Raw genomic sequence first — 22,971 nt, 5'->3', positions numbered from 1 at the left:
CTTGGAACCACGGCACCAGGCGTGGACCGCGATCTACCCTACATGCGGAGGACTGTCCCCAGAACGGGGACTTCTCCCCATGACCGCCGGATCGGTAGTGGACCCTCCGGCGAGCGGCCTCGCTCAGCCGGCGGACTGCTCGAGATTCGCGTCGAGGAGCGGCAGATCGTCGATGCTCACCAGGCGGGTGGCGACCGCGTACTCGACCAGGCGTGCGCGCCGGTTCGTGGCGAGCCGGCCGCGCCCGCCGCGCAGCCCGTGCACGCCGATCTTGTCGAGCTTCTCGCACACGTTGTCGAGCTTGCGGTTGAAGGTCGTCATGCTCCAGCCGAGCCTCGCGGCGGCCTCGGCCGACGAGGGCACCGTCGCCCGGCCCGCCGTGGGCTGCGCGAGGACGCGTTCGGCGAGCGCGAGGATCAGCAGCCGCTGCGTGGGCGTGAGCGACACCGGCATGATCGTCGTGCCGGCGTCGGAGGTCCCCGCGGTGAGCGAGGTCGTGTAGACGTCGGCCTCGGCGTGGATGGTGAAGTCGTACGTCGTCGAACCGGCGCTGAACAGCACGTGCATCGTCTGGAACACGACGGGCAACCGCGCCCCCGGCGCGAGCCAGGCCTGCACGCTGCCCGAGGCATCCGAGACGGTCGCGGAGAGCAGCTGGCCGACATTGTGCAGCCACCACAGGTCGTGTGCGGCGTCCAACGTGAGGAACGTGCGATGCAGGTAGGGATTGTCGTCGATCACGAGATCCGACTCGCGGCCGATGCCGAACGGCCGCCCCGGCTCGATCGTCGTCCATTCCCCGCAGAACTCGAGCTTCAACGGCTTCACGGTGTGCACCCCCTGCTGGTCTCCGACGTCTTGCTGCCGCGCTGCACCTGCACGTCGATGCACACGGTCTGCCCGGGCGACACCGGCGCGACGACGATCTGGCCGGAGTCGGCGACCGCGGTCTCACCCGAACCGTCGGCGCGCTGCCAACGATAGCGATCGCCCTCCTCGGCCGGCTCGTGCGTGACCGCGAAGCTCACGCTCGACCCGTCGGCCGAGGGCACGCCCGGTGCGACGGAGGGCTGCGGCACGGTCGCCGCGACGACAGCGTCCTCGCCGGTCGCGCGCTGCGTCGGCTCGGCCTCGGTCGTGCGCGGCGGGGCGGTCACCGCCACCGCGATCGCGATGCCGACCGCGGCCACGACGACCGCGCCCGCGATGCTCGCGACGACGACGCCCACACGGGACTTCTTCGCGCTGGTCGCGGGGGTGGTGGCCGTGGCGTGCCCAGGACTCGAGGCCGCACCCGGCCCGGCGACCGAGCCGGTTCGCGGCCCCGACCGCAGGACCGTGTGCTCGTCGGGCTCCGGCCGGCCCGGTACGGCCTGCGCCGCCGGCGCGGCCGAGCGGACGACCGTCCGGTCGTCGACCGCGTCGATGGGCGCCGGGCCCTGCGCCTCGATCCGCTGCGGGGCGCGTGCACGCGTCTCGTCGTCGCCGGGCTGCGCGTGGACGGTCCGCACCGACCGCGCGCGGGTCTCATCGGCATCCTCGGACGAGTCAGCCTCGCGCTCGGGGGCGCCCGGCTCGGGCGCCAGGTTCGGCACCTCGATGGACGTGGCCGAGTAGCCCAGTTCGAGCTCGATCCGCTGCAGGGCGCGCGCGAACTCCACGGCGCTCTGGTAGCGGTCGGCCGGCCGGACGGCCATGCCGGTGCGCAGCACCTCCTGCAGGCTCCGCGGGACGTCGGCACGGCCGATGGCCGTGATCGCGCCGCGCTCGATGCGGCCGATCAGGTCGAGCGAGCCGTTCGACCGCCCCGGGATCTCGAACGGCGATCGGCCGGCGAGCAGCGTGTGCACGGTCGCCGCGAGCGAGAACACGTCGCTGCGCGTGTCGGCGCTCGGATCGTCGTCGAAGAGCTCGGGCGCCGACCAGGGCACGCTCATGCCGATCGCGGATTGTCCGCCACCGGTCGCGGCCGCCTCGCCCGCGGTCATGGTGTGCACCGGCAGGTCGCCCTCGAGCGTCGAGGAGATGCCGAAGTCGCTGAGCGCCGGCCAGCCGTAGTCGTTGGTGAGCACGTTGGCGGGCTTGATGTCGCGGTGCAGGATGCCCGCGCCGTGCGCGGTCGCGACCGCGCCCGCGATGCGGATGCCGATCCGCAGCGCATCCTCGACGCCGAGCGGGGACCGCTTCGCCTGCGCCGCGAGGTTCGGACCCGAGCAGTACTCCATGACGAAGTAGGGGCGTCCGTCTTCGGCGACGTCGGCGTGGAAGATCGTGACGATGTAGGGGTGCGCGGAGAGCTGCGCCATGAGGTTCGCCTCGGCGACGAACTGGGCACGCGTGTCGCGGGTGAGGTCGTCGGCGAGCAGGACCTTGACGGCGACCTGGCGGCGCGGGAGTCGCTGCTCGTAGAGGAACACGTCCGCGAACCCGCCCGAGCCGAGCAGGCTCACGTACCGGTATCCGGGCAGCTCGGGCGGATCGGACGCCGCGCGCCGCATCAGCCGGCCACCACGGCGACTTCGCACCCGCCGCCGAGATCGACGACGGTTCCGACGAGCACCGGGGTCGGCTCGCCGGCCCGGAGTTTGACCGGTGCCCGGCCGGGCTGCAGGATGCTCGTGCCGTTGCGCGAATGCAGGTCCGTGACCACGACGGTGCCACCCTCGATGCCGATCCGCACGTGACTGCGTGAGATGTCGGGGTCCCCCGCACCGATGGTCACCAGCCGCGGCAGCGAGGTCCCGCTCGCTCGGCTCACGCTCGGCGACCGTCCGAGGACGATCTCGCCGGTCAGCGGCTCGTCGCTGCCGCCGGGCAGACGGAGCGTCACCGCCGGGAGGCCGGCGGGCGCGTCGGCGTCGCCCGTCGTGCCGGTGTCGGATGCCTCGCCCGAGGCCGACCGCTTCGCCCGGCCGCGGAGCTCCTGCAGCGCGGTGACCGCGATCGTGAGCCCGTCGTGATCGCCGGCCGGGTCCGCATCGGCCACCGTCGCCGATGTCGAAGGCGCCGGAGGCTTCGCGGGCTTCGGCGACGTGGGTGGCTTCGCGACGACGATCGTCGCGTCGTCGACCGCGTCGTCCGCCAGCGGCACCATGGTCTCCTCGGCCACGACCGCGGTCTCGGCCGTCACCGGTGCGGGCGGCGGCGCGGCCGGCGCGGCCGGTGCCTCGACGGATGCCTTGGCGGGCGCCGGAGGATCGGCGGGCGCCGGAGGATCGGCCGGCGCGCCGGCGGCCTCGAGGGAGGGCGCCGCCGCCGCCGGGTGGACCGGCAGCTCGTCGGAGCGCACGATCGAGGCAGGAACCATGCCGTCGTCGACGGGCCATGCGTCGAGGTCGTCGGCGACCGGCGCGAACGGCGCGATCACCTCGTACGGTGCATCGGCGGCGACGATCCGCTCGACCCACGTCGAGACGCCCGAGGCCGTGATCTCTTCCCCGGCCGCGACGACCCGGAACCCGCCGCGCACGATCACGCGGCGGCGATCGGCGCCCGCGACCATTGCGAACGGCGGCACATCGGCGAGCCCGTCGCGGGTGAGACGACCCAGCACGGCGCCGACCTGGTCGGCCGCGGTGAGCGCCTCCCAGAGCTCCGGCAGGTCGTTCGCGGTGCGCGGCAGCATGAGCACCGCCGCCCCGCGCACGAGTGCGACCCAGCGATCCTGGCTGTCGAGTACGTATGCGGTCATGCGTTGGATCCGCGCCGAGGGGCGGTCTCATCGAGGTCGCCGCCGACGGCGTCCTCACGGTCTTTGGTGGTCTCGTCGTCGGCGCGCGAGACGTCGCCGCACTCCGACTCGACGACGACGGCGGTGACGTTGTCGCGGCCGCCGCGTTCGAGTGCGAGGTCGACGAGTTCGCCGGCGATGCCCGCCGCGTGGCCGCCGCCGCCGGCGAGCACCCGGGCGATCGTGTCGTCGTCGACCTCCTTGGTGAGTCCGTCGGAGCACACGAGGAAGACCTGTCGTCCGGTCGCCGGCACCAGCCAGACGTCGGGTTCGACGAACGCGTCGGCGCCGAGCGCGCGGGTGATCACGTTGCGATCGGGATGGCGCTCGGCCTCTTCGGGCTCGATCACGCCGGCATCGAGGAGTTCCTGCACCGCCGAGTGGTCGACACTGACCTGCTCGAGCCGGCGCCCATCCCACGCGTAGACCCGGGAGTCGCCGACATTGAACACCATCCAGCGCAGTTCGCCGTCACCGGCGTCCACGAGTGCGACGCCGGCGAGCGTGGTGCCGGCCACCGCCGTGCCCTCCTCGCCCTCCTCGCTCAGCGCGCGGACCGCATCGTTCGAGGAGTGGATCGCATCGAGCACCTGCTCGGGCGTCGTCGAGCGCTCGGGTTCGAGGTGCCGTCGGAAGGTCTCGAGCACCGCATGGCTCGCCGCGTCGCCACGGGCATGGCCGCCCATGCCGTCGGCGACGAGGTAGACCGGGGCGGCGGCGAGATACGCGTCCTCGTTGACGCTCCGCACCCGGCCGACGTCGGTTCGCGCACTGTACGCGACGACCGCCGACCCGTGTGGCAGCGAGGATCTGCCCTCCTCGTCAGTCGACACGACTCACCTCCGTACTCTCCGCATCGGTCCACCGGCGCACGTCGATCCCCCATGGCCCGGACACCGGACACGCCGGGACCACGCTACCAACACGAGCGCCGACCGGATGCCGCCGCGGTGTCGGCCGCCCATCGCCCATGCCGCGGCTACTGGTCGTGCTTGCCCGGTGTGTCCTCGGTGAAGTGCGGGACCTCTTCCATGAGCGTGTGGCCGCGCCGCTTCGCGTCGAGCCGCGCCTTGACGAGGCTCGCGACGGTCGCGACGGCCATTGCCGCCACGATCACGATGAGCGACATCCAGGTCGAGATCTCGGGCGCCCATTCGATGTGCTCACCGCCGTTGATGAACGGCAGCTCGTTCTCGTGCATGGCGTGCAGCACGAGCTTGACGCCGATGAACGCCAGGATGAAGGCGATGCCGTACTTGAGGTACTCGAGCCGTTCGAGCAGGCCGCCGAGCAGGAAGTAGAGCTGCCGCAGGCCCATGAGGGCGAACACGTTGGCCGTGAACACGATGAACGGACTCTGCGTGATGCCGAAGATCGCGGGGATCGAGTCGAGTGCGAAGAGCAGGTCGGTCGTGCCGATCGCGACGAACACGATGATCATGGGCGTGAAGTACCGTCGGCCGTCGACGGTGGTGCGGAGCTTCACCCCGTCGTACTCGTCAGTGATCGACACGCGCTTGCGGAGCATCCGCACGATGAAGGTCTCGGAGTCCTCGTCTTCGTGGTCGCCGCGCACCTGCTGGATCGCCGTCCAGACGAGCCACGCGCCGAAGAGGTAGAAGATCCAGCTGAAGTTCTCGATCAGCGAGGCGCCGAGCAGGATGAAGATGCCACGTAGGACGAGGGCGATGATGATGCCCACCATCAGCACCTCCTGCTGCAGCTTCCTCGGCACCGAGAACCTGGCCATGATGATCACGAACACGAACAGGTTGTCGATCGAGAGGCTGTACTCGGTGAGCCAGCCGGCGAGGAACTGCCCGCCGTGCTCGGCGTCGCCGAGGACGAACATGAGCCCGGCGAAGACCAGCGCGAGCGCGACGTAGAACGCGACCCACAGGGTCGACTCCTTGAACGACGGCACGTGCGGTCGCTTCAGGACGAGCAGGAGGTCGCCGACGAGGATCAGCGTGAGGACGACCAGTGACCCGATCTCGAACCAGGCGGGGAGGGCAAGCACGCGCGGAATTCTATCCGACCGCGGGTTACGTAGACTGCATTCGCTGAACTGAAAAAGGAGATCCGTGCGCGCCCCTACGACGCCCCCTTCGCCCCTGTCCGGATCACGCTCCGCCCCGTGGGGTCGCGCGATCGGCGGACTCATCTTCACCAGCCGCTGGTTGCAGGCCCCGCTCTACCTCGGGCTGATCGTCGCCCAGGCGGTCTACGTGGTCGTCTTCATGTTCGAGCTCTGGCATCTCGCCGAGACGGTCCTCGCCGACCCGTCGCACCTCGACGAGGCGGCCATCATGCTCGCCGTGCTGGGCCTCATCGACGTCGTGATGATCGCGAACCTGCTCATCATGGTGATCATCGGCGGCTACGAGACCTTCGTCTCGCGCATCAACGTCGAGAACCACCCCGACCAGCCCGAGTGGCTCAGTCACGTCAATGCGAACGTGCTGAAGGTCAAGCTCGCGATGGCGATCATCGGCATCTCGTCCATCCACCTGCTGAAGACGTTCATCGAGGTCGGCCCCCTCGACGACGACGGCATCGGCGAGGGCGACGACGGCTACACGTCGACGGGCGTCATGTGGCAGGTCATCATCCACTGCGTGTTCATCCTGAGCGCCCTCGCGCTCGCCTGGATCGACCGCATGTCGTATCACCGCGTCCGCCCGCACGAGATCCACGACGGCCTCCCCGTCGCCTACTCGCCGGTCGCCGACCCGGCCCGATCACGCGAGCACGGTGAGCCGGTCGAGCACCGCGAGCACGGGGCATCCCCCAACGGCGACCACCCGCGCGAGCCCGCCGAACCTCGCCGCTGAGCCCGCCCGAAACGAGAAGAACCCCCTCCGGATGGAGGGGGTTCTGCTCGCTGTGCAGCTGGTGACCCCAGCGGGATTTGAACCCGCGCTACCGCCGTGAGAGGGCGGCGTCCTAGGCCGCTAAACGATGGGGCCGTTTTTGCAACTCAGAGAGTATGACACACGTTCCAGAGCGTTTCCAAATCGAGGCGGGACCCGCCAAGACGCCGTCGTTCAGCGGAAGACGCGGAGCGCTGCCGGAGCCACGTCGACCTCGACGGGCAGCGGTCCGATGCGCTCGCCGTCGGCGTAGGCGACCACCCCGTCGGCCTCGATCCTGACGCGACGCGCCCGCACGAACTCGACCGCGGGATGGTCCACATGTGCCCCCTCGTAGACCTTCGGCAGGACGCGCAGCAGCGCAGCCCGGCTCAGCGGATGCACGATGAACACGTCGAGCAGGCCGTCGGTGAGCTCGGCGTCGGGCACGATCCGCAGCCCTCCGCCGAGCGACGACGTGTTCGCCACCGACACCAGCATCGCGCGCTGCGTGCGCCGCACCCCGTCGATCTCCAGCACGTACTCGCGCGGCCGGAACGTCGCGAGCTCACGCATCAGGGCGAGCAGGTAGCGGTTCGGGCCGCGAGGCCGCACCATCCGGTTCGCCCGCTCGTTCACGATCGCATCGAAGCCCGCCGACAGCACGACGCCGTACCGGGTCGTGAGCTCGCCGTGCCGCGCGACCGCGACGTCCACGGCCGTCGGAGGACGCTCGAGCGCGGCGACGAGTGCGTCCAGTGCGGCGACCGGGTCGTCGTGCGGGACCCCGAGCGCCCGGGCGAAGTCGTTCCCGGTGCCGGCCGCGACGAGACCGAACGGCACGTCGGAGCCGGCGAGCACATTGACACCGAGCGACACCATGCCGTCGCCGCCGACGACGACGAGGCCATCCACCCCGCGTGCGAACGCCTCCTCGGTCTCCCGCCGCAGCAGCTCGAGGTTCGCCTCGCGCATCAGCTGGACGTCGTAGCCCTCGGCGACGAGCCGTGTGGCCACGACACCGCCGACCTCGCGGTTGCGACCGAACGATGCGGCAGGGTTGACGGCGACGAGGAGGCGCTCCACCGGTCGGGTCACGCTCCCGATTCTGGCAGTCGCACGCCCTCGTACCGCGCAGGTGACACGGTTCGCAATGGCTTGCGTCCCGGCTCGACGCTCGTGTTGGCTCGACGCATGCGACTGACGAAGTTCGAGCACGCGGCGCTCATGATCGAGGATTCCGGCTCGCGGCTGTTCATCGACCCCGGCAAGTTCACGACGCCGATCACCGAGGCCTCCGGGGCGGTCGCGGTCGTGATCACGCACCAGCACGACGACCATTGGACACCCGAGCAACTCGGGCGCATCGCCGCCAAGAGCCCCGGTGTGCGTCTGTTCGGCCCCGCCGGTGTCGTCCGCGCCGCGGCCGACAAGGGCATCGAGGTCGAAGCGGTGCACGCGGGCGACGAGCTCGAGGTCGCGCCGTTCCGGCTCAGGTTCTTCGGCGGCCGGCACGCGGTGATCCACGAGTCGATCCCCGTCGTCGACAATCTCGGCGTGCTCGTCAACGACGCGCTCTACTACGCGGGAGACTCGTTCAGCGTGCCGGAGGGCGTCGAGGTCGACGTGCTCGCGGCGCCGGCCGGCGCCCCCTGGATGAAGATCGCGGAGTCGATGGACTACGTCGTCGAGGTCGCACCGAAGCGCGCGTTCCCGACCCACGAGATGGTGCTCTCGCGAGCCGGCAAAGATCTGTCGAACGCACGTCTGCGTTGGGCGACCGAGCAGGGCGGCGGCGAATACCTGGCGCTCGAGCCGGGCGACACGCTCGATTTCTGAGACGGATGTCTCGGGCCCGCGCAGCCCGAGGCGTCCGCCGACCTACTCGACCTCGTCCGCGTCGTCGTCGTCGGCGCCCGGCGAGGGCGCGACCGACTGTCGCCCCGTGACCGGTCCCGGCCCGGCCTCGGTGAACCCGTCACCGCCGTACTTCGCGGCCGCGACCGACATGACCGCCGGCCACATGCGATGACGCGCCGTCGCGGCCTGGCCGGAGTCGAAGGAGATGCCTCGCTGGTTCGCATCGCCCGTCACGCTGACCACCGCGGCGGCGGTGGCGACCTTGGAGGTCGCCCCGACCATCCACGTGTCCTTCGCGCCGTCGGTCGTGCCGGTCTTGCCGAGGACCGGGACCCACGGGTCCATGGCTCCGCTCGAGGCCTGGCCGGTTCCGCTCGACATGACGCGCGTCATGCCGTAGTGCATGCCGGCGGCGACCTCGGGCGAGACGGCCGGCGCACAGGTCGACTGCGGTACCGGGAGCTCTTCGCCGTCGCGCCCGACGATGCGGTCGATGGCGATCGGCGTGCACGAGACGCCGTTGTTCGCGATGCCCGCGAAGGCGACGGCCATGCTGAGCGGCGCCACCTCGTTCGTGCCGATCACGGCCGACGGCCCCTGGAAGAGCGGGTTCCCGTCGGCGCGGTGGACACCGAACCGCTCCGCGGTCTGCGCGATGCCGCACAGGTCGAGCTCTTTCGCCATGCCCAGGAAGCCCGTGTTGATCGACTGGATCGTCGACTGCAACGCCGTGTAGTTCGCACCCGACTCCCCCGCGTCATTGCGCGGGTTCCAGCCGGCATCGGCGACCTGTGTGCCGAGGCAGCTGTCTCGGAAGGCGCCCCAGTTGCTGCGCAGCCGCGAGTCCGTGCGCTCGCTGAGCCCATGGCCCTCGGTGAGCCACTCGGCCAGCGTGAAGACCTTGTACGACGACCCCGGCTGGAACCCGCTCGAGCCGCCGTAGTCGTAGTCGGTGTTGTAGTTGATGCCGGTGTAGTCGGGTCGCCCGGCGACGACGTTCGGGTCCTGGCTGTACGACTTGTTCTGCGCCATCGCGAGCACCCGGCCGGTGCCGACCTGCACGCTCGAGATCACACCGCCCACGTCCCAGCCGGGGTAGGTCGACGGCACGTTCTCCGCGATCGCCCGCTCGGCGGCGACCTGCAGGTCGAGATCGAGCGTCGTGTAGACGTCGTAGCCGCCGCGCCGGAAGTTCAGGAACCTCGTCGAGGCGTCGGCGCCGAACGTCTCGTCGTTCTGCAGGATGTGCGCGACGTAGTCGCAGAAGTACGCGCTGCCGCCCGCGGTCTGGCAGCCGGTGCTCGGCTCACTGATCGCCGGCTCGACGGGCGTCGCGATCGCGATGTCGTACTCGGCCTGCGTGATCTTCGTGTACTCGAGCATCTGGTTCAGGATGTAATCGCGCCGCCGGTGATTCTCGGCGTAGCCGCTCGCCGCGCCGTTCGTCTCGCTCTCGGGCCGGTCGAGCTGGAACTTCACCGGGTTGTTCACGATCGCCACGAGCGACGCGGCCTGCGCGAGGGTGAGGTTCGCGGCCGTGGTCGAGAAGTAGTAGTTCGCCGCCGCCTCGATGCCGTAGACGGTGCCGCCGAACCCCGCGATGTTCAGATAGCCGAGCAGGATCTGGTCCTTGCTGTACCGCTTCTCGACGCCGATCGCGAGCCGCATCTCTTTGAGCTTGCGATCGATGCTGGTCTCGGTGGCCGCCGCATAGCACTCGTCACGCGCCGTCTCGTCGACGGCTTCGCGCTCGCACTCCTGCACGCGCACGTTCTTGACGTACTGCTGCGCGATGGACGATCCGCCCTGCGTGTCGCGGCCGGATGCCGTCGTGACGGCCGCCCGGAGCGTGCCCTGGAGGTCGATGCCGCCGTGGTCGTAGTACCGCGGGTCCTCGCCCGCGACCGCGGCATCCTTGACGTACTGACTGACCTGGTCCCAGCCGACCTGCACCCGGTTCTGGTCGTAGAACGAGGCGAGCAGCACGGGTGAGCCGTCGGACGCCGTGGCGTAGATGTTGCTCTTCTCGGAGAGCTCGCCGATCTCGAGGTAGCCCGGCAGGTTCTCGAACATGCCGATGGTGCTCGTCGCGGTGACGCTCACCATCGAGATCGCCGGGGTGGCCGCGGTGGCCACGAGCGCGCCGGCCGCGGCGCTCGCGACGACGAGCCCGATCATGCCGCCGAGCACGCCGTGAGCGGTCCGGGTCTCCGTGAAGTCCCGGCCTCGTTTGTGCCGGTACGGCTGCGGGGCAGGCTCGACGGTGTCGTCGTCGAACGGATGCTGCTCTGGTGCCATTGCTGGACGCCCCCTCCGCGTCACGTGCTCCAATGGAAGCGCAGCACGGCTGCGTTGTCCAGCCGGACCGTGACACGTCAGTTCGCGGGCGTGTCCCGGCGCGGCGGCGGCGGCATGCGGCGGAGCGAACCGAAACGTTCCGCGACGGGCGCGAGTACGAGCGGCCGGGCGATCAGCCAACCCGCGACGAGCACGACGACCGAGACGGCGAACACGGCGAAGCCGACCCAGTCGTCGGCATCGCGCGAGGCATACATGGCGTTCAGGTTTCTGAGTGCGCCGGTCGTGAGGACGAGCACGACGTGCACGAACGTGAAGAGCACGAAGAAGAGCATGGTCGGGAAGTGCAGCGCACGCGCCGTGCGCTCCGACGGCAGCGAGGTCAAACGCCCCTCGCGCGGCCACACCGGAGAGAGCCGGAGCCCGGTCACGATCGCGATGGGCGACGCGATGAAGACGACCGCGAAGTACGAGAGCACCTGCGCGTCGTTGTAGTAGAGCCACGCGTGCTCGACGGGCCATTCGAGCGACGCGTACTGCAGGACGACCGAGATCGCATTCGGCACGACGTCCCAGCTCGTCGGCACGACCCGGAGCCACTGCCCGGTCGCGAAGAGCAGCACGACGTAGACGACACCGTTCAGCACCCAGAACACGTCGACGACGAGGTGCAGCCACACCGAGATGCCGAGGCGACGCGGCGTGCCCTTCGTGCGCGGGAACCGCGAGTTGTCCCTGGTCCAGAACGCCGGCGGCCGCTGCTTCGACCGGATGATGAGCCCGGTGCGCACGAGCAGCACCAGGAAGAAGACGTTCAGGAAGTGCTGCCAGCCGAGCCAGGCCGGGATCCCGACCGGACCACCGGGCGCGAGCTCGCGGTGACCCGGGTAGGTCTCGATGAACGCCTGCACGCCCGGAAGGGTGCGCAGGCCGCGGGCCGCGGCGACCACGAGCACGAGCAGGACGAGGGCGCCGCCGGCCCCGATCAGGAACCGCTTCCACGTCAGACCCGCCAGCAGGGAACGCGAGTCGGGCGGCACGTCCCTCAGCGTCGCAAACGGCGGGCGCGGGCGCAACTCGGGCGCGCCGGCCCGCCCCCGCGGGCGGTCACCAGATCGACACGTACTCCGAGAGCGACTGCGGGAGGGTGCCGCGGACCACCGGCACCCCGCGCAGCACCGCCTGATCGATCCGCTCGTGCAGCGCATCGGACTCGATCCGGTAGTCGACGAAGTCGCCGTCGCTCGCGTACACCCCGATCGGGAGCGTGATCGCCTGGAAGAACGAGAACAGGGGACGGAACTGGTGCTCGATGATGAGCGCGTGCCGATCGCTGCCACCCGTCGCCGCGAGCAGCACGGGCTTGTCGATCAGCGCATACTGGCCGACGAAGTCGAACACGTGCTTGAACAGGCCCGTGAAGCTCGCCCGGTAGACCGGGCTCGCGACGATCAGCAAGGTCGCCGACTCGATGCTCCGAACCGCCTCCTCGGCCGCGGGACTCAACTCCGACCGGCTCAGTGCGCCCGAGAACTCCCGGCCGATGTCACTGAGCTCCAGCAACGTCGGCTCGACCTCGAGCCCGGCGGCGGCGAACGCCTCGGTGAACCGGTCGAGGATCTCGCTCGCGAGCACGGTGGTCTTGGACGGCGTGTGCAGGCTGCCGGAGACGGCGACCAGCGAGAGTGCATCGGACATGCTGTGACCGTATGCGGCGCGGCCCGGTGCTCGCCAGCGCAGCGACGTCACCACGGTAAGACCCCGTCGCGGGACGTAAACCGGCGACACACTCGACGCGTCGGGGCTGCCGGATCGCTCGACGGCTCGTGGTCGGTGACGTCCGGTGACCTTCGATAACGCATGTGACGGCATGCGGTCGCGGGTCGCGACGTGGGCTGGGTAGCGTCGCCGCTCAATCGACCGGATGCGTCGCATCGACCGGATGCCTCGCATCGACCGGATGCCTCGAAGGAGCCCCCATGACCTCACGACCACGCGCCCTCCCGGCGTTCGCCGTCGCCGCAGCCGCCACGTTCGCGCTGGCCGGATGCGCCGCGGGTGGCCAGGCCGCGGCCGGCGATCCGGTCGACGGCGGCACCATCGTCTACGCACACCAGCAGGAGCCGGCGTGCGTGTTCGGCGGCTGGATCGAGCAGGCCTACCTGAGCGCGAACGTGCTCGACAGCCTCGTCTCACTCGACGAAGACGGCACGGCCGTGCCGTGGCTCGCCGAGGAGTGGGGGGTGAGCGACGACGGCCTGCACTGGACCTTCGAGCTCAAGCCCGGGGTCACGTTCACGGACGGCTCGCCGCTCACGGCCGAGGCCGTCGCCTACAACTTCGACCACTGGGTGAACCACGGCGGCAACGGCACGGCACTCGCCTGGCTCGGCGGCTACTACGAGGGCGCCTCGGCGGTCGACGAGCTGACGGTGCAGGTGGACCTCTCGAAGCCGTACCCCCGCCTCGCCGAGACGTTGACGCAGGGCTACTTCGGCATCCAGTCGCAGGAGGCGCTCGAGACGCGCAGCGACGAAGCGAACTGCGAGTCGCCGATCGGGACGGGCGCATTCGTGGTCGACCACTGGAACCGCGGTCAGGAGATCGTGCTCACGCGCAACGACGAGTACACCTCGCCGCCCGCCAACGCCGGCCACACGGGGCCGGCGCACGTCGAGGAGGTCGTCTGGAAGTTCGTCGCCGATGCGACGACCCGCGTCGCCGCGCTCAAGAGCGGCGAGGTCGACGCGATCTACGATGTGCCGGCGGTGCAGTGGAACAGCACCGAGCAGGCCGGTTTCACCCTTGAGAAGTACGTCACGGGCGGCCGACCGCAACAGCTCACCTTCAACACGGCCGAGGGGCCGTTCACGGATGAGCGCGTGCGCCAGGCATTCGCCTACTCGCTCGACCGCCAGACGCTCGTCGAGACGATCGGCCGCGGCGTCATCCCCTACGAGGGCAACGGCGGCGTGAGCCAGAGCACGCCGGGCTGGAGCCAGGAGGCCGCCGACCGGTACACGTTCGACCTCGACCAGGCCGAGGCGCTGCTCGACGAGGCCGGCTGGACCGGGACGGACGCCGACGGCTACCGCACCAAGGACGGCGAGACGCTCGACATCGTGCTGCCGTACGGCGCTGGATCGATCATCAACGCCGACGGCGCCTCGATCCTGCAGGGCGTGCAGGAGCAGGCCAAGCAGGCCGGCTTCAAGGTCGAGCTGATCCCCGTGCCGCAGGCCGAGCTGTTCTCGGGCGCGTACGGCGGCCCGAGCGAGCGCGACATCTACCCGGGGTACTGGACGGCGGTGACGAGCGGCATCCTCTACGTGAACTGGCGGCAGTCGACGCCAGAGTGGCCGAACTACAACAACGACTCGTTCACGAACTACCCCGAGCTCGAGGCCATCATCCTCGAGGCCAACTCCACGGCCGATGTCGATGCGCAGAACGCGCTGTACGCCGAGGCCCAGGAGTACATCGCCGACCATGCACTCGCCATCGGCATCTACGACCGCCTCTCCACGCTGGCGATCTCCCCGGAGCTCGACGGCGTGAAGCAGGAGCACTCGCAGGGAGGACCGACCTTCTATGACGCACGATTCGTCAGCTGAGGCGGCGGCGTCGCCCGTGACGGCACCGGCCGGGGTCCTCGCGGCCCCGCCGGCGCCGTCCGGGCGAGGGCTCACGGCGGCCGCGCGCGGCCTCGGTCCCCTCCGTCTCGTCGCCGGTAAGGCGCTCGCTGCCGTGCTCGTGCTGCTCGGCGCGGCGACCGCCGCGTTCTTCGCGCAGGCGTCGATCCCGGGCGACCGGGCGACGGCGATCCTGAACATCCGCAACGGGCAGGCCATCGAACGCACACCTGAGGAGCTCGCGCCGATCATCGCCGAGTACCACCTCGACGACCCGACCCTGGTGCAGTACTTCACTTATCTGCGCGGGCTCGTGACGGGCGACCTGGGCACGTCCTACCAGCAGCACCGGCCGGTGCTCGCGATCGTCGCCGACCAGCTGGGCGCGACGATCGTGCTCACGCTCACGGCGCTGCTGTTCGCCTGGATCCTCATGATCGTGTGGGTCTCGCTGACCGCCGGCCGGGGACCCCGCGTGCGCGCGATCGGCGGGTTCGTCGACACCGTGACCGCCGGCCTCCCCCATTACTGGCTGGGCATCATCCTGCTGCTCGTGTTCGCGCTCGGGCTCGGCTGGTTCCCCGTCATCGGCGGCACCGGGTTGCACGGACTCATCCTCCCGGCGCTCACGCTCGCGATCCCACTCGCCGGCTTCATGGGCCAGGCCACGCGCACCGAGTTCGAGCGCGCACTCGACCAGCCGTTCGTGCTCAGTGCCCGCACGCGCGGCATGGGTGACACGGGGGTCCGCCTCCGGCATGTGCTGCGACACGCGGTGCTGCCGGCGATCACGCTCTCGGGCTGGGCGCTCGGTGCGACCATCTCGGGCGCGGTCGTCGTCGAGGCCGTGTTCGCACGGCCCGGCATCGGCAGCGTGCTCGTCTCGGCCGTGAACTCGCAGGACATGCCCGTCGTCATCGGCGTGGTCATGCTCATCGCCGCGTTCTATGTGATCGCGAACCTCGTCGTCGACGTCGCGTACGTGCTCGTCGATCCGCGCCTGAGGAGGACCGCATGACCACCATCGCGCCCGAACCCGCGGTCCGTACGGGCGGCCGCCGACCGCGCTCGTCGCGCATCTCCTGGGACGTCGTCATCGCAGTGGCCGGCGCGGGCGTCTTCGCGCTCGCGGCACTCTGGCCGCAGCTGCTCGCGACGCACGACCCGTTCGCGATCGACCTGCCCGCATCGCTCCAGCCGCCATCGGCCGCGCACTGGTTCGGCACCGACGAATCGGGCCGGGACCTCTACTCGCGCGTCGTCTTCGGCACCCGCGAGTCGCTCGGCATCGGCATCGGTGCGGCGGCCGTGAGCCTGTCGCTCGCGATCGTGCTCGGTACGCTCGCGGCCCTGGGCGGCCGGGTGGCCTCGTCCGTCGTCGGCTGGCTGCTCGAGGTCGCGTTCTCGTTCCCCGCCCTGCTGCTCTCCCTGCTGCTCATCGCGGTGCTCGGTCCGTCGGCGCTGACCCAGATCCTCGCGGTCGGCATCGGCACGGCGCCCGGCTATGCGCGCATGGTGCGCGGCCAGATCCTCACGGCGAAGGACTCCGCGTACGTCGAGGCGGCGACCGCGCTCGGGCACCCACGCGGGCGCATCCTGCGCCGGCACATCCTGCCGAACGCGCTGCGGCCACTAGTGGCGATCTTCGCGCTCTCGATCGGGCAGTCGATCGTGTGGGCGTCGAGCCTGTCGTTCCTCGGGCTCGGCGTCGCACCGCCGTCGCCCGAGTGGGGCGCGCTGCTCGACGCGGGCCGCGCCTACATCACGGAGGCCGGCTGGCTCACCGTGATACCGGGCCTCGTGATCGTGTTGCTCGCGCTCGCTGCGACCACGCTCGGCCGCCACCTCCAGGTGTTCCTCGAGAAGGGAGAGCAGTCATGACCGTCACCGACCAGCGCACCGGGGCCGACCGGAGGCCCGCGCTCGAACGCCGAGATGCGGCGAGCCCGCCGCATCCGCGCGTGTCCATCCGCGACCTGTCCGTCTCGTTCGCCACGAACGCCGGCGAGCGCCGGATCGTCGAGGGCGTCTCGTTCGATCTGCACCCGGGGCGGTGCGTCGCGATCGTCGGCGAGTCGGGGTCGGGCAAGTCGGTGACGGCGCGCACGATCGTGGGGCTCACGGGCCGCGGCGCGAAGGTCGAGGCCGGAGCGCTCGAGGTGCACGGCCGCGACGTGCGCGACCTGCCCGATCGCACCTGGCGCCGTATCCGCGGCACCGAGGTCGGCTTCATCCTCCAGGACGCGCTCGTCTCGCTCGACCCCCTCAGGCCGGTCGGCGCCGAGATCGGCGAGGGCCTGCGGCTGCACGGCTGGCGGGGCCGCGGACCGCGGCGGAAGAAGGTCGTCGATCTGCTCACCGCGGTCGGCGTGCCCGCGCCCGAGCTGCGCGCCCGCCAGCGGCCGGGTCAGCTCTCGGGCGGTCTGCGCCAGCGCGCGCTGATCGCGTCGGCGCTCGCGCTCGACCCCGATGTGATCATCGCCGACGAGCCGACCACGGCGCTCGACGTCACGGTGCAGGCCCAGGTGCTCGCGCTGCTCGAGGAGTCGAAGCGGCGTGGCGCCTCGATCATCCTGATCAGCCACGACCTCTCGGTGGTCGCGCAGCTCGCCGACCACGTGCTCGTCATGCAGCACGGCCGCGTCGTCGAACAGGGTCCGGCCGAGACGCTGCTCACAGACCCGCGGGAGTCGTACACGAAGGCGCTCATCGCCGCCGTGCCGAGCGAGGCCACGCGCGGCCGCCCGCTCAGCCCCACGGTCGGCCCCGACTCGACCGCCGCGCCCACGCCTTCGCCTTCGCCCGCGCCTTCGCCGAAGAGTCGAGGATGGCGGGTGCAGGCGGGCGATGACCCGCCGTCTGCGACCGTTCGAGGCGGAACAGCCGAGCGGGCGACGGATGCCTCGGCGGAGGTCGTGCTGGAGGCGCACGGCCTCGTCAAACGGTTCCGGGCGCCCGACGGGAGCTCGACGCTCGCCGTGGACGACGTGTCGTTCGCGCTGCACCGCGGCGAGACGCTCGGCGTCGTGGGCGAGTCGGGTTCGGGCAAGAGCACGACGGGCCGAATCGCGCTCGCGCTCGAGTCCGCCGACGGGGGCGAGGTCACGCTCCTCGGCGAGCCGTGGTCGAGCGTGCCGGAACGTCGGCGCCGTGCCCGGCGCTCGCGCATCGCGGTCGTCTCGCAGGACCCGCTCTCGAGCTTCGACCCCCGGTGGAACGTCGAACGCATCCTCGCCGATGCGCTGCCCCGAGGCATCCGCTCAGCCGAGGAACGCGCCGCGCGACTTCGCGAGTTGCTCGACCAGGTGGGGCTCCCCGACGCCGTGCTCGCGCGGTTCCCGCTGCGTCTCTCGGGCGGGCAGCGCCAGCGCATCTCCATCGCGCGGGCGCTCGCGACGGAGCCGGACGTCATCGTCCTCGACGAGGCCGTGTCGGCCCTCGACGTCACGATCCAGGCCCAGGTGCTCGACCTGCTCGTCGAGCTGCAGCAGCGGCTCGGGCTCAGCTACCTGTTCATCTCGCACGATCTCGGCGTCATCGCCCACCTCAGCCACCGCGTACTCGTCATGAAGGACGGTCGCGTCGTCGAAGAGGGCCCGCCCGATGAGATCTTCAACCGGCCGCGCGAGACGTACACGCGCGAGCTCATCGCCTCCATTCCCGCCTTCGAACCGAGGAGCCAGTCATGACCACCCCGCCGCCCCGCACGCCATTGCACCTGAACGCGTTCGTGATGAACACGAGCTCGCACATCCACCACGGCCAGTGGCGGCGGCCCGACGCCGGTCAGGTCGACTTCAACGACGTCGGCGTGTGGATCCGCCTCGCGAAGCTGCTCGAGGAGGCGAAGTTCGACGCCATGTTCTTCGCCGACGTCACGGGCGTCTACGGCGACGCCGACGCGGACTTCGACGTGTACATCCGCGAGGGCCTGCAGATCCCGAGCAACGACCCGATCCCGCTCGTCGCGGCACTCGCCGCCCACACCGAGAAGATCGGCCTCGCGCTCACGAGCAACGTCGCCCAGAACCATCCGTTCAACTTCGCTCGCCAGGTCTCGACGCTGGATCACATCTCGCGCGGCCGCATCGCCTGGAACATCGTGACGGGGCTGCAGGACAACGGCGCGCGGAACTTCGGCTACCCGCGGCTCACCGACCACACCGAGCGCTACGCGTGGGCCGAGGAGTACGTCGACGTGACCTACAAGCTCTGGGAGGGCTCGTGGGATGAGGACGCGCTGCTGAAGGACAAGGAGCGCGGCGTCTTCTCCGACCCGACGAAGATCCACAAGATCGACCACGTCTCCGAGCGGTACGAGGTGCAGGGCCCGCACCTGCCGTCGCCCTCCCCGCAGCGCACGCCCGTGCTCTACCAGGCGGGCTCGTCCGCGTCGGGCCGCCAGTTCGCGGCGCGCAACGCCGAGGCGACGTTCATCATCGCGCCCACACCCGCGATCGCGAAGGAGCTCATCGACGACACTCGACGGCTCGCGGTCGAAGCCGGCCGGCGGCCGGAGGACATCAAGTTCTTCCAGGGGCTGTCGTTCGTCGTGGGCGCGACCGAGGAGGAGGCGAAGGCTAAGGCGGCCGAGTACGAGAAGTACGTGTCGGTCGACGGATACCTCGCGCACCACGCGCTCGTCGACAAGACCGGTCGCGTGTACGACCCCGAGACGCCCATCAAGGACGTCGAGACGAACACGGCGAAGGGCCTCACCGAGTGGGCCGCCAAGGCGATCACCGACCGCGAGCCCGTCATCCGCGACGTCGCGCTGCTCATCTCGCGCTCGACCCGGCTCGTCGGCACGGCCGACCAGATCGCCGACGCACTCGAGGAGTGGCAGGCCGCGGGCGTCGACGGCATCAACGTCATCAACTGGGTGATTCCGGGGTCCTTCGAAGAGTTCGTCCGCGACGTGCTGCCCACGCTCCGAGCCCGCGGGCTCGCGCGGTCGGACTACGGCCCCGGCACCACGCTGCGCGAGCAGCTGTTCGGCGAGCCGCGGCTCAATGCACGGCACCCGGCAGCGCGGTACCGCGGGGCGTTTGGCCGGAACGCGACCGAGGAGCCGGCGCTCCCGGTGCCGGCCGACGCGTCCATCTGACCTCGTCGCCGGCCCTGGGCCGACGCCTCAGACCGCCCGATCTCCGGCCGGCTGATCCCCGACCTCGGCCGGCGCCTCGGGCGCCGGCCGAAGCGGCGTGCCGCGGAGGGTGAGGATCAGGAACATCACGACCCCGAAGAAGAGGGCGATGTCGGCGATGTTCCCGATGAACCAGTTGAAGTAGGCGATGAAGTCGACGACGTGCCCCTGGCCGAAGGACGGATCCCGGAACATGCGGTCGAGGAAGTGCGTGGTCGCCCCGCCGAGGAGGAGCCCGAGGCACACGGCCCACACCCGGGAACGCACGCGCCACACGAACCAGGCGACGACGACCACACCGATGCCGGCGAGGATCGTGAACACCCAGGTCGCATTCGCACCGAGCGAGAACGCCGCGCCGGGGTTGTAGGCGAGCTGGATGCCGAGCGCGTCGCCGAGCACGGGTGTGCGCTCACCGAGCGTCAGGGTCGCCTCGGCCCAGACCTTCGTCAGTTGGTCGACGACGAGGACGACGACCCCGATGACCACCGCGATCCACGGCGCGTGGCGCGACCAGTGCCCGGCCGGCGTGGTCACCGTCGCGGTCGATTCGTCGCTCGTCTGGCCGGTCGCCGCTTCCTCGCTCATGCCCTCGATTCTCGCAGGCGTGGCGCGCACCGCCGACCACCGCGACGACGGATGCTCCGGACCGGTGTGGTCCGAAGCATCCGTCTTCGTGCGGGTCAGGAGCGGCGGGCGCGCCGTCGCCCGACGGCCGTGAGCGCGGCACCGGCCAGCAGGGCCAGCATCACGGCGGCGAGCGCGGGCGTCACGTCGACGTCGGTGCCGGTCGTCGCGAGTCCGGCGGGTCGTGCCGGGACGGGGGCGTCGGCCAGCACGGTCACGCCGACCCAGCCGAGCAGCTGGCCTGACGCATCGGTGACCGCGAGTCGGTGCGCGCCGGCTGCGAGGTCCGCGGGGATGCGGAACGCCGCCTTCCCGTCGGCGCCGGTCCAGGCCCATCCGAGGACCGTCGGAGTGGAGTACGCCCAGCCGGCGACCCAGGCGGACGCGGGCAACCCGCTGATCGTGACGGTCTCGCCCGCGCGAACCCGGTCGGGCGTCGCGATGAGCCCGCCGGCGGTCTCCGGGGTGAGTGCGGCCTCCCCGGGAGCCGCCGGAAGCGTGCTCGGCTGCGGAGGCCGCGGCGTCCGCAGGTCGGTGGTCTCCGCCCAGACGCCCGGCTCATCCGAGCTGTTCAGCGCGGCGACCCGGACCCGGTAGGTGGTCTCGGGAGTGAGTCCGGCGAACGTCGTGGCGGTCTCCTCGGCCCCCAGCGTGCCGGCGTCGATGATCTCGCCCTGTCGCAGCAGCTCGACCTGGTAGCCGGTCGCCGTCGCGCCGGCCTCCCACTCCACGGCCACGCTCGTCGGCGACAGCACGGTGCCGGCGAGGCCGGTGACCGCGGGGGCCGGCAGTGCGGCCAGCAGCGAGTAGCCGTCGGCGAGACCGGCGCCGAAGACCTCGTCGTCGGGCAGGATGCCGTCGAACGGGTTCGTCATCGGTGCCGCCGTCTCGAGGAGCAGCTCCGTGATCTCGTCCGCGCCGGTGCCCGGCGCGAACTGGGTGGCGAGGGCATGGGTGGCGGCGACGTTCGGAGCCGCGGCGGAGGTGCCGAAGAACCGGTAGAGGCCGTCGCCCGGCCCGCCGAAGAAGCTCGTGCGGGTGCCGTCGACACCCGTGACCTCCGGGGCCTGGATGCGAACGGGCTCGGGCAGGGCGGCGGCGGGGACCAGGCTCTGCGGATCGAGGGCCTCGAAGCGGATCGTGCCCGGCCCGGGCGAGGTGAAGGGCTCGGGGACCTGCGGCGTCCGCCAGTCGGCCGCGGCGACGCCGACGCCGGAACCGTCGGCCGGGTGGCCGAACGTCGCCGGCCCGACGACGTCGTCACCGGTGCTGCGGTCGTGCTCGCGCCAGGAGATGCCGTCGGAACCCTGCATGGTGCCGATCCAGAGGGCGGGCTCGTGCGCAGCCCGATCGGTCAGGTCGCGCACCACCACGAGCCGGTACACGCCCTCCTCGACGTCCTCGGTCGGCACGAGCCGGTTCGGGATGTTCGAGTCGAAGGTCACCCCGACGCCGTACAGCTCGGGCTGCCCGTCCTCGTCCTCGGCGTAGAGCTGCAGGTCGAACGACGACTCGACGCCGTTGATCGGCTCGCCCCAGCTGAGCAGCACCTGCGGGTCGAGGCCGCCGTTGAAGCCCAGGAGGTCGTACGCGTCGTCGACCGACGTGGGGTCGAAGTCGAGGCAGTCGTACTCGGTCACGCCGGGGGCGACCTGGACCCAGTCGGGGCACTCGATGCCACGGTACGACGGCGTCTGCCACGCCGCGATCGGAAGGCCTGCGCTCGGGCCGTCCTCGGCACCGGCGACGTTCGAGTTGCCCGCCGACGTGTAGTACGCGACGCCCTGCGCCCGGACGGCGTTGATCGCCACCGAGATGAGCCCCTGCTGGAAGTAGGTCTCGGTCGCGTAGCCCAGGTCGTCGACGATGATGTCCGCTCCGGCCTCGGCGAGCTGGATGATCGACTCGGCCATGCCGTTCGGACCACCCCACCCGGACGCGAACATGAGCTTCGCGCCCGGCGCGATGCCGTGCACGAGCTGCGCCATGCCGCGGCCCTCGTCGTCGCCGGTGGCGGACTCGACGAGCACCTCGACCGGCGTCTCGTAGCCGCACGGGTTGCCCGGGCCGGGCAGCACGCCGAGCGCGACGTCCTGCTCAGGGGTGGTGACGTCGGTGGCCAGGCCGTATGAGTCCGAGATGATCCCGATCGTCACGCCCGTGCCGTCCACGCCGAACGTCTCACGCGCGAGCTCGGTGCGCAGCGGGCCATCGGCCTCGACGGGGATCGCGCGGCACGAGTCGTCGGCCGGGGCGCCCGCGGGTGCCACCTCGGTGGCCATGAGCGGTGCGCGGGTGGCACCGGTCGTCGCGGTGACGACCGGCACGACCGAGGTCACGCCCGAGAGCGCCTGGAGTTCAGGGATCCGCACCGGGTCCACGGTCACCACGGCCGCCGGGCTGAAGGAGTACACGCGGTCGACCGTCGCGATGCCGGCCACCCGCGCGAGGTCGCCCTCGGTGGGTGCCGCGGCGAACGTCACGGTGGCCGCGATCGCGCCGTCTTCGCTCACGGAGAGGCTGTTCGCACCCGTCGCCGGCAGGCCGACCGACGCGGCGAGCTCGTCGGCTCCGGTCGCGCCGCTCTTCGCCGCCTCGGCGACCTGGTCCGCCAGCGTCACCGGCTCGGGGACGGACGGCTCCTCCGCAACCGCCGGCCCGGCGAAGCCTGCCACCAGGACTCCGGTCACCAGCACCGCAAGGGCAGCGCGAATGGCTCTGAACACGTGATCTCCCCACCAAGGTCGCGTACGCAATCTCCTCAACGTGGCATATCCACAGGAGAGTGAGGCATCACCCGAACGGGGGACATGGCGCGAATCGGGC

At 71.0% G+C, this 22,971-nt stretch carries 18 protein-coding genes and 1 tRNA gene; 7 read left to right on the top strand and 12 right to left on the bottom strand.

The window, feature by feature from the left end; translation table 11 throughout:
- Nucleotides 1-123: 123 nt before the first annotated feature.
- From QU602_RS06770 to QU602_RS06750, 5 genes are all read right to left on the bottom strand, one after another.
- On the bottom strand, nt 124-837 hold the full coding sequence (locus QU602_RS06770; RefSeq protein ID WP_308799485.1) for a hypothetical protein: 714 nt from the start codon (nt 835-837) through the stop codon (nt 124-126).
- Nucleotides 825-2,498 (bottom strand): serine/threonine-protein kinase, encoded by a 1,674-nt coding sequence (locus tag QU602_RS06765; protein ID WP_308799484.1) that lies wholly within the window; start codon nt 2,496-2,498, stop codon nt 825-827. The genes QU602_RS06770 and QU602_RS06765 overlap by 13 nt, the downstream gene beginning before the upstream one ends.
- Nucleotides 2,498-3,691 (bottom strand): FHA domain-containing protein, encoded by a 1,194-nt coding sequence (locus tag QU602_RS06760; protein ID WP_308799483.1) that lies wholly within the window; start codon nt 3,689-3,691, stop codon nt 2,498-2,500. The genes QU602_RS06765 and QU602_RS06760 overlap by 1 nt, the downstream gene beginning before the upstream one ends.
- Entirely contained in the window at nt 3,688-4,563 is an 876-nt protein-coding gene (locus QU602_RS06755; protein ID WP_308799482.1) for a PP2C family protein-serine/threonine phosphatase, read from the bottom strand. Before QU602_RS06755 ends, QU602_RS06760 begins: the two co-directional genes overlap by 4 nt.
- A 146-nt stretch (nt 4,564-4,709) precedes the next feature.
- Nucleotides 4,710-5,759 (bottom strand): TerC family protein, encoded by a 1,050-nt coding sequence (locus tag QU602_RS06750; RefSeq protein WP_308800105.1) that lies wholly within the window; start codon nt 5,757-5,759, stop codon nt 4,710-4,712.
- Between the two features lie 55 nt (nt 5,760-5,814).
- Between QU602_RS06750 and QU602_RS06745 the strand changes: the two genes are divergently transcribed.
- The gene (locus QU602_RS06745; protein ID WP_308799481.1) at nt 5,815-6,564 is read left to right on the top strand and encodes a TIGR00645 family protein; all 750 of its coding nucleotides are present in this window, start codon (nt 5,815-5,817) and stop codon (nt 6,562-6,564) included.
- Between the two features lie 59 nt (nt 6,565-6,623).
- Here the strand turns inward: QU602_RS06745 and QU602_RS06740 are convergent.
- Nucleotides 6,624-6,699: transfer RNA gene (locus QU602_RS06740), tRNA-Glu, on the bottom strand.
- 78 nt (nt 6,700-6,777) lie between these two features.
- Nucleotides 6,778-7,680, bottom strand: a complete 903-nt coding sequence (locus QU602_RS06735) for a YegS/Rv2252/BmrU family lipid kinase (protein ID WP_308799480.1) — start codon at nt 7,678-7,680, stop codon at nt 6,778-6,780.
- 96 nt (nt 7,681-7,776) lie between these two features.
- Here QU602_RS06735 and QU602_RS06730 point away from each other — a divergent pair, with 96 nt between their 5' ends.
- Complete coding sequence (locus QU602_RS06730; RefSeq protein ID WP_308799479.1) at nt 7,777-8,421, top strand: MBL fold metallo-hydrolase; 645 nt, start codon at nt 7,777-7,779, stop codon at nt 8,419-8,421.
- 42 nt (nt 8,422-8,463) lie between these two features.
- Here the strand turns inward: QU602_RS06730 and QU602_RS06725 are convergent, their stop codons facing one another.
- The 3 genes from QU602_RS06725 to msuE form a co-directional block, all read right to left on the bottom strand.
- Nucleotides 8,464-10,740, bottom strand: coding sequence for a transglycosylase domain-containing protein (locus QU602_RS06725; protein WP_308799478.1), 2,277 nt, complete (start codon nt 10,738-10,740; stop codon nt 8,464-8,466).
- A gap of 77 nt (nt 10,741-10,817) precedes the next feature.
- Nucleotides 10,818-11,780 carry a cytochrome b/b6 domain-containing protein gene (locus tag QU602_RS06720; protein ID WP_308799477.1) on the bottom strand — a complete coding sequence of 321 codons (963 nt, stop codon included), beginning with the start codon at nt 11,778-11,780 and terminating at the stop codon, nt 10,818-10,820.
- Nucleotides 11,781-11,847: 67 nt separating this feature from the next.
- A complete protein-coding gene (gene msuE, locus QU602_RS06715) occupies nt 11,848-12,438 on the bottom strand; it encodes an FMN reductase (RefSeq protein ID WP_308799476.1) in 591 nt (196 codons plus the stop codon).
- Between the two features lie 281 nt (nt 12,439-12,719).
- Here msuE and QU602_RS06710 point away from each other — a divergent pair, with 281 nt between their 5' ends.
- From QU602_RS06710 to QU602_RS06690, 5 genes are read left to right on the top strand one after another with little or no spacing between them, the layout of a single operon-like run.
- Nucleotides 12,720-14,354: an ABC transporter substrate-binding protein gene (locus QU602_RS06710; protein ID WP_308799475.1), complete on the top strand. Its 1,635-nt coding sequence runs from the start codon at nt 12,720-12,722 to the stop codon at nt 14,352-14,354.
- Nucleotides 14,332-15,390 (top strand): ABC transporter permease, encoded by a 1,059-nt coding sequence (locus QU602_RS06705; RefSeq protein WP_308799473.1) that lies wholly within the window; start codon nt 14,332-14,334, stop codon nt 15,388-15,390. Before QU602_RS06710 ends, QU602_RS06705 begins: the two co-directional genes overlap by 23 nt.
- Nucleotides 15,387-16,253: an ABC transporter permease gene (locus QU602_RS06700; RefSeq protein WP_308799472.1), complete on the top strand. Its 867-nt coding sequence runs from the start codon at nt 15,387-15,389 to the stop codon at nt 16,251-16,253. Before QU602_RS06705 ends, QU602_RS06700 begins: the two co-directional genes overlap by 4 nt.
- Complete coding sequence (locus QU602_RS06695) at nt 16,250-18,061, top strand: ABC transporter ATP-binding protein (protein ID WP_308799471.1); 1,812 nt, start codon at nt 16,250-16,252, stop codon at nt 18,059-18,061. Before QU602_RS06700 ends, QU602_RS06695 begins: the two co-directional genes overlap by 4 nt.
- Nucleotides 18,058-19,479, top strand: coding sequence for an NtaA/DmoA family FMN-dependent monooxygenase (locus QU602_RS06690; protein ID WP_308799470.1), 1,422 nt, complete (start codon nt 18,058-18,060; stop codon nt 19,477-19,479). Before QU602_RS06695 ends, QU602_RS06690 begins: the two co-directional genes overlap by 4 nt.
- 27 nt (nt 19,480-19,506) lie before the next feature.
- On the opposite strand, the gene QU602_RS06685 is transcribed toward QU602_RS06690, so the two are convergent.
- Together QU602_RS06685 and QU602_RS06680 are read right to left on the bottom strand one after the other, a co-directional pair.
- A complete protein-coding gene (locus tag QU602_RS06685; RefSeq protein WP_308799468.1) occupies nt 19,507-20,106 on the bottom strand; it encodes a signal peptidase II in 600 nt (199 codons plus the stop codon).
- 95 nt (nt 20,107-20,201) lie between these two features.
- Nucleotides 20,202-22,871, bottom strand: coding sequence for a S8 family serine peptidase (locus tag QU602_RS06680; RefSeq protein ID WP_308799467.1), 2,670 nt, complete (start codon nt 22,869-22,871; stop codon nt 20,202-20,204).
- Nucleotides 22,872-22,971: the final 100 nt, after the last annotated feature.

This window comes from Agromyces protaetiae, from assembly GCF_030866785.1.
Lineage (GTDB): Bacteria > Actinomycetota > Actinomycetes > Actinomycetales > Microbacteriaceae > Agromyces > Agromyces silvae.
This window is presented reverse-complemented; position numbering and strand designations above follow the sequence as displayed.

Coding starts and splice junctions, on each gene's coding strand:
- QU602_RS06730 (WP_308799479.1), top strand. CDS start 7,777: ATGCGACTGACGAAGTTCGAGCACGCGGCGCTCATGATCGAGGATTCC.
- QU602_RS06710 (WP_308799475.1), top strand. CDS start 12,720: ATGACCTCACGACCACGCGCCCTCCCGGCGTTCGCCGTCGCCGCAGCC.
- QU602_RS06690 (WP_308799470.1), top strand. CDS start 18,058: ATGACCACCCCGCCGCCCCGCACGCCATTGCACCTGAACGCGTTCGTG.
- QU602_RS06760 (WP_308799483.1), bottom strand. CDS start 3,691: ATGACCGCATACGTACTCGACAGCCAGGATCGCTGGGTCGCACTCGTG.
- QU602_RS06695 (WP_308799471.1), top strand. CDS start 16,250: ATGACCGTCACCGACCAGCGCACCGGGGCCGACCGGAGGCCCGCGCTC.
- QU602_RS06705 (WP_308799473.1), top strand. CDS start 14,332: ATGACGCACGATTCGTCAGCTGAGGCGGCGGCGTCGCCCGTGACGGCA.
- msuE (WP_308799476.1), bottom strand. CDS start 12,438: ATGTCCGATGCACTCTCGCTGGTCGCCGTCTCCGGCAGCCTGCACACG.
- QU602_RS06725 (WP_308799478.1), bottom strand. CDS start 10,740: ATGGCACCAGAGCAGCATCCGTTCGACGACGACACCGTCGAGCCTGCC.
- QU602_RS06700 (WP_308799472.1), top strand. CDS start 15,387: ATGACCACCATCGCGCCCGAACCCGCGGTCCGTACGGGCGGCCGCCGA.
- QU602_RS06685 (WP_308799468.1), bottom strand. CDS start 20,106: ATGAGCGAGGAAGCGGCGACCGGCCAGACGAGCGACGAATCGACCGCG.
- QU602_RS06765 (WP_308799484.1), bottom strand. CDS start 2,498: ATGCGGCGCGCGGCGTCCGATCCGCCCGAGCTGCCCGGATACCGGTAC.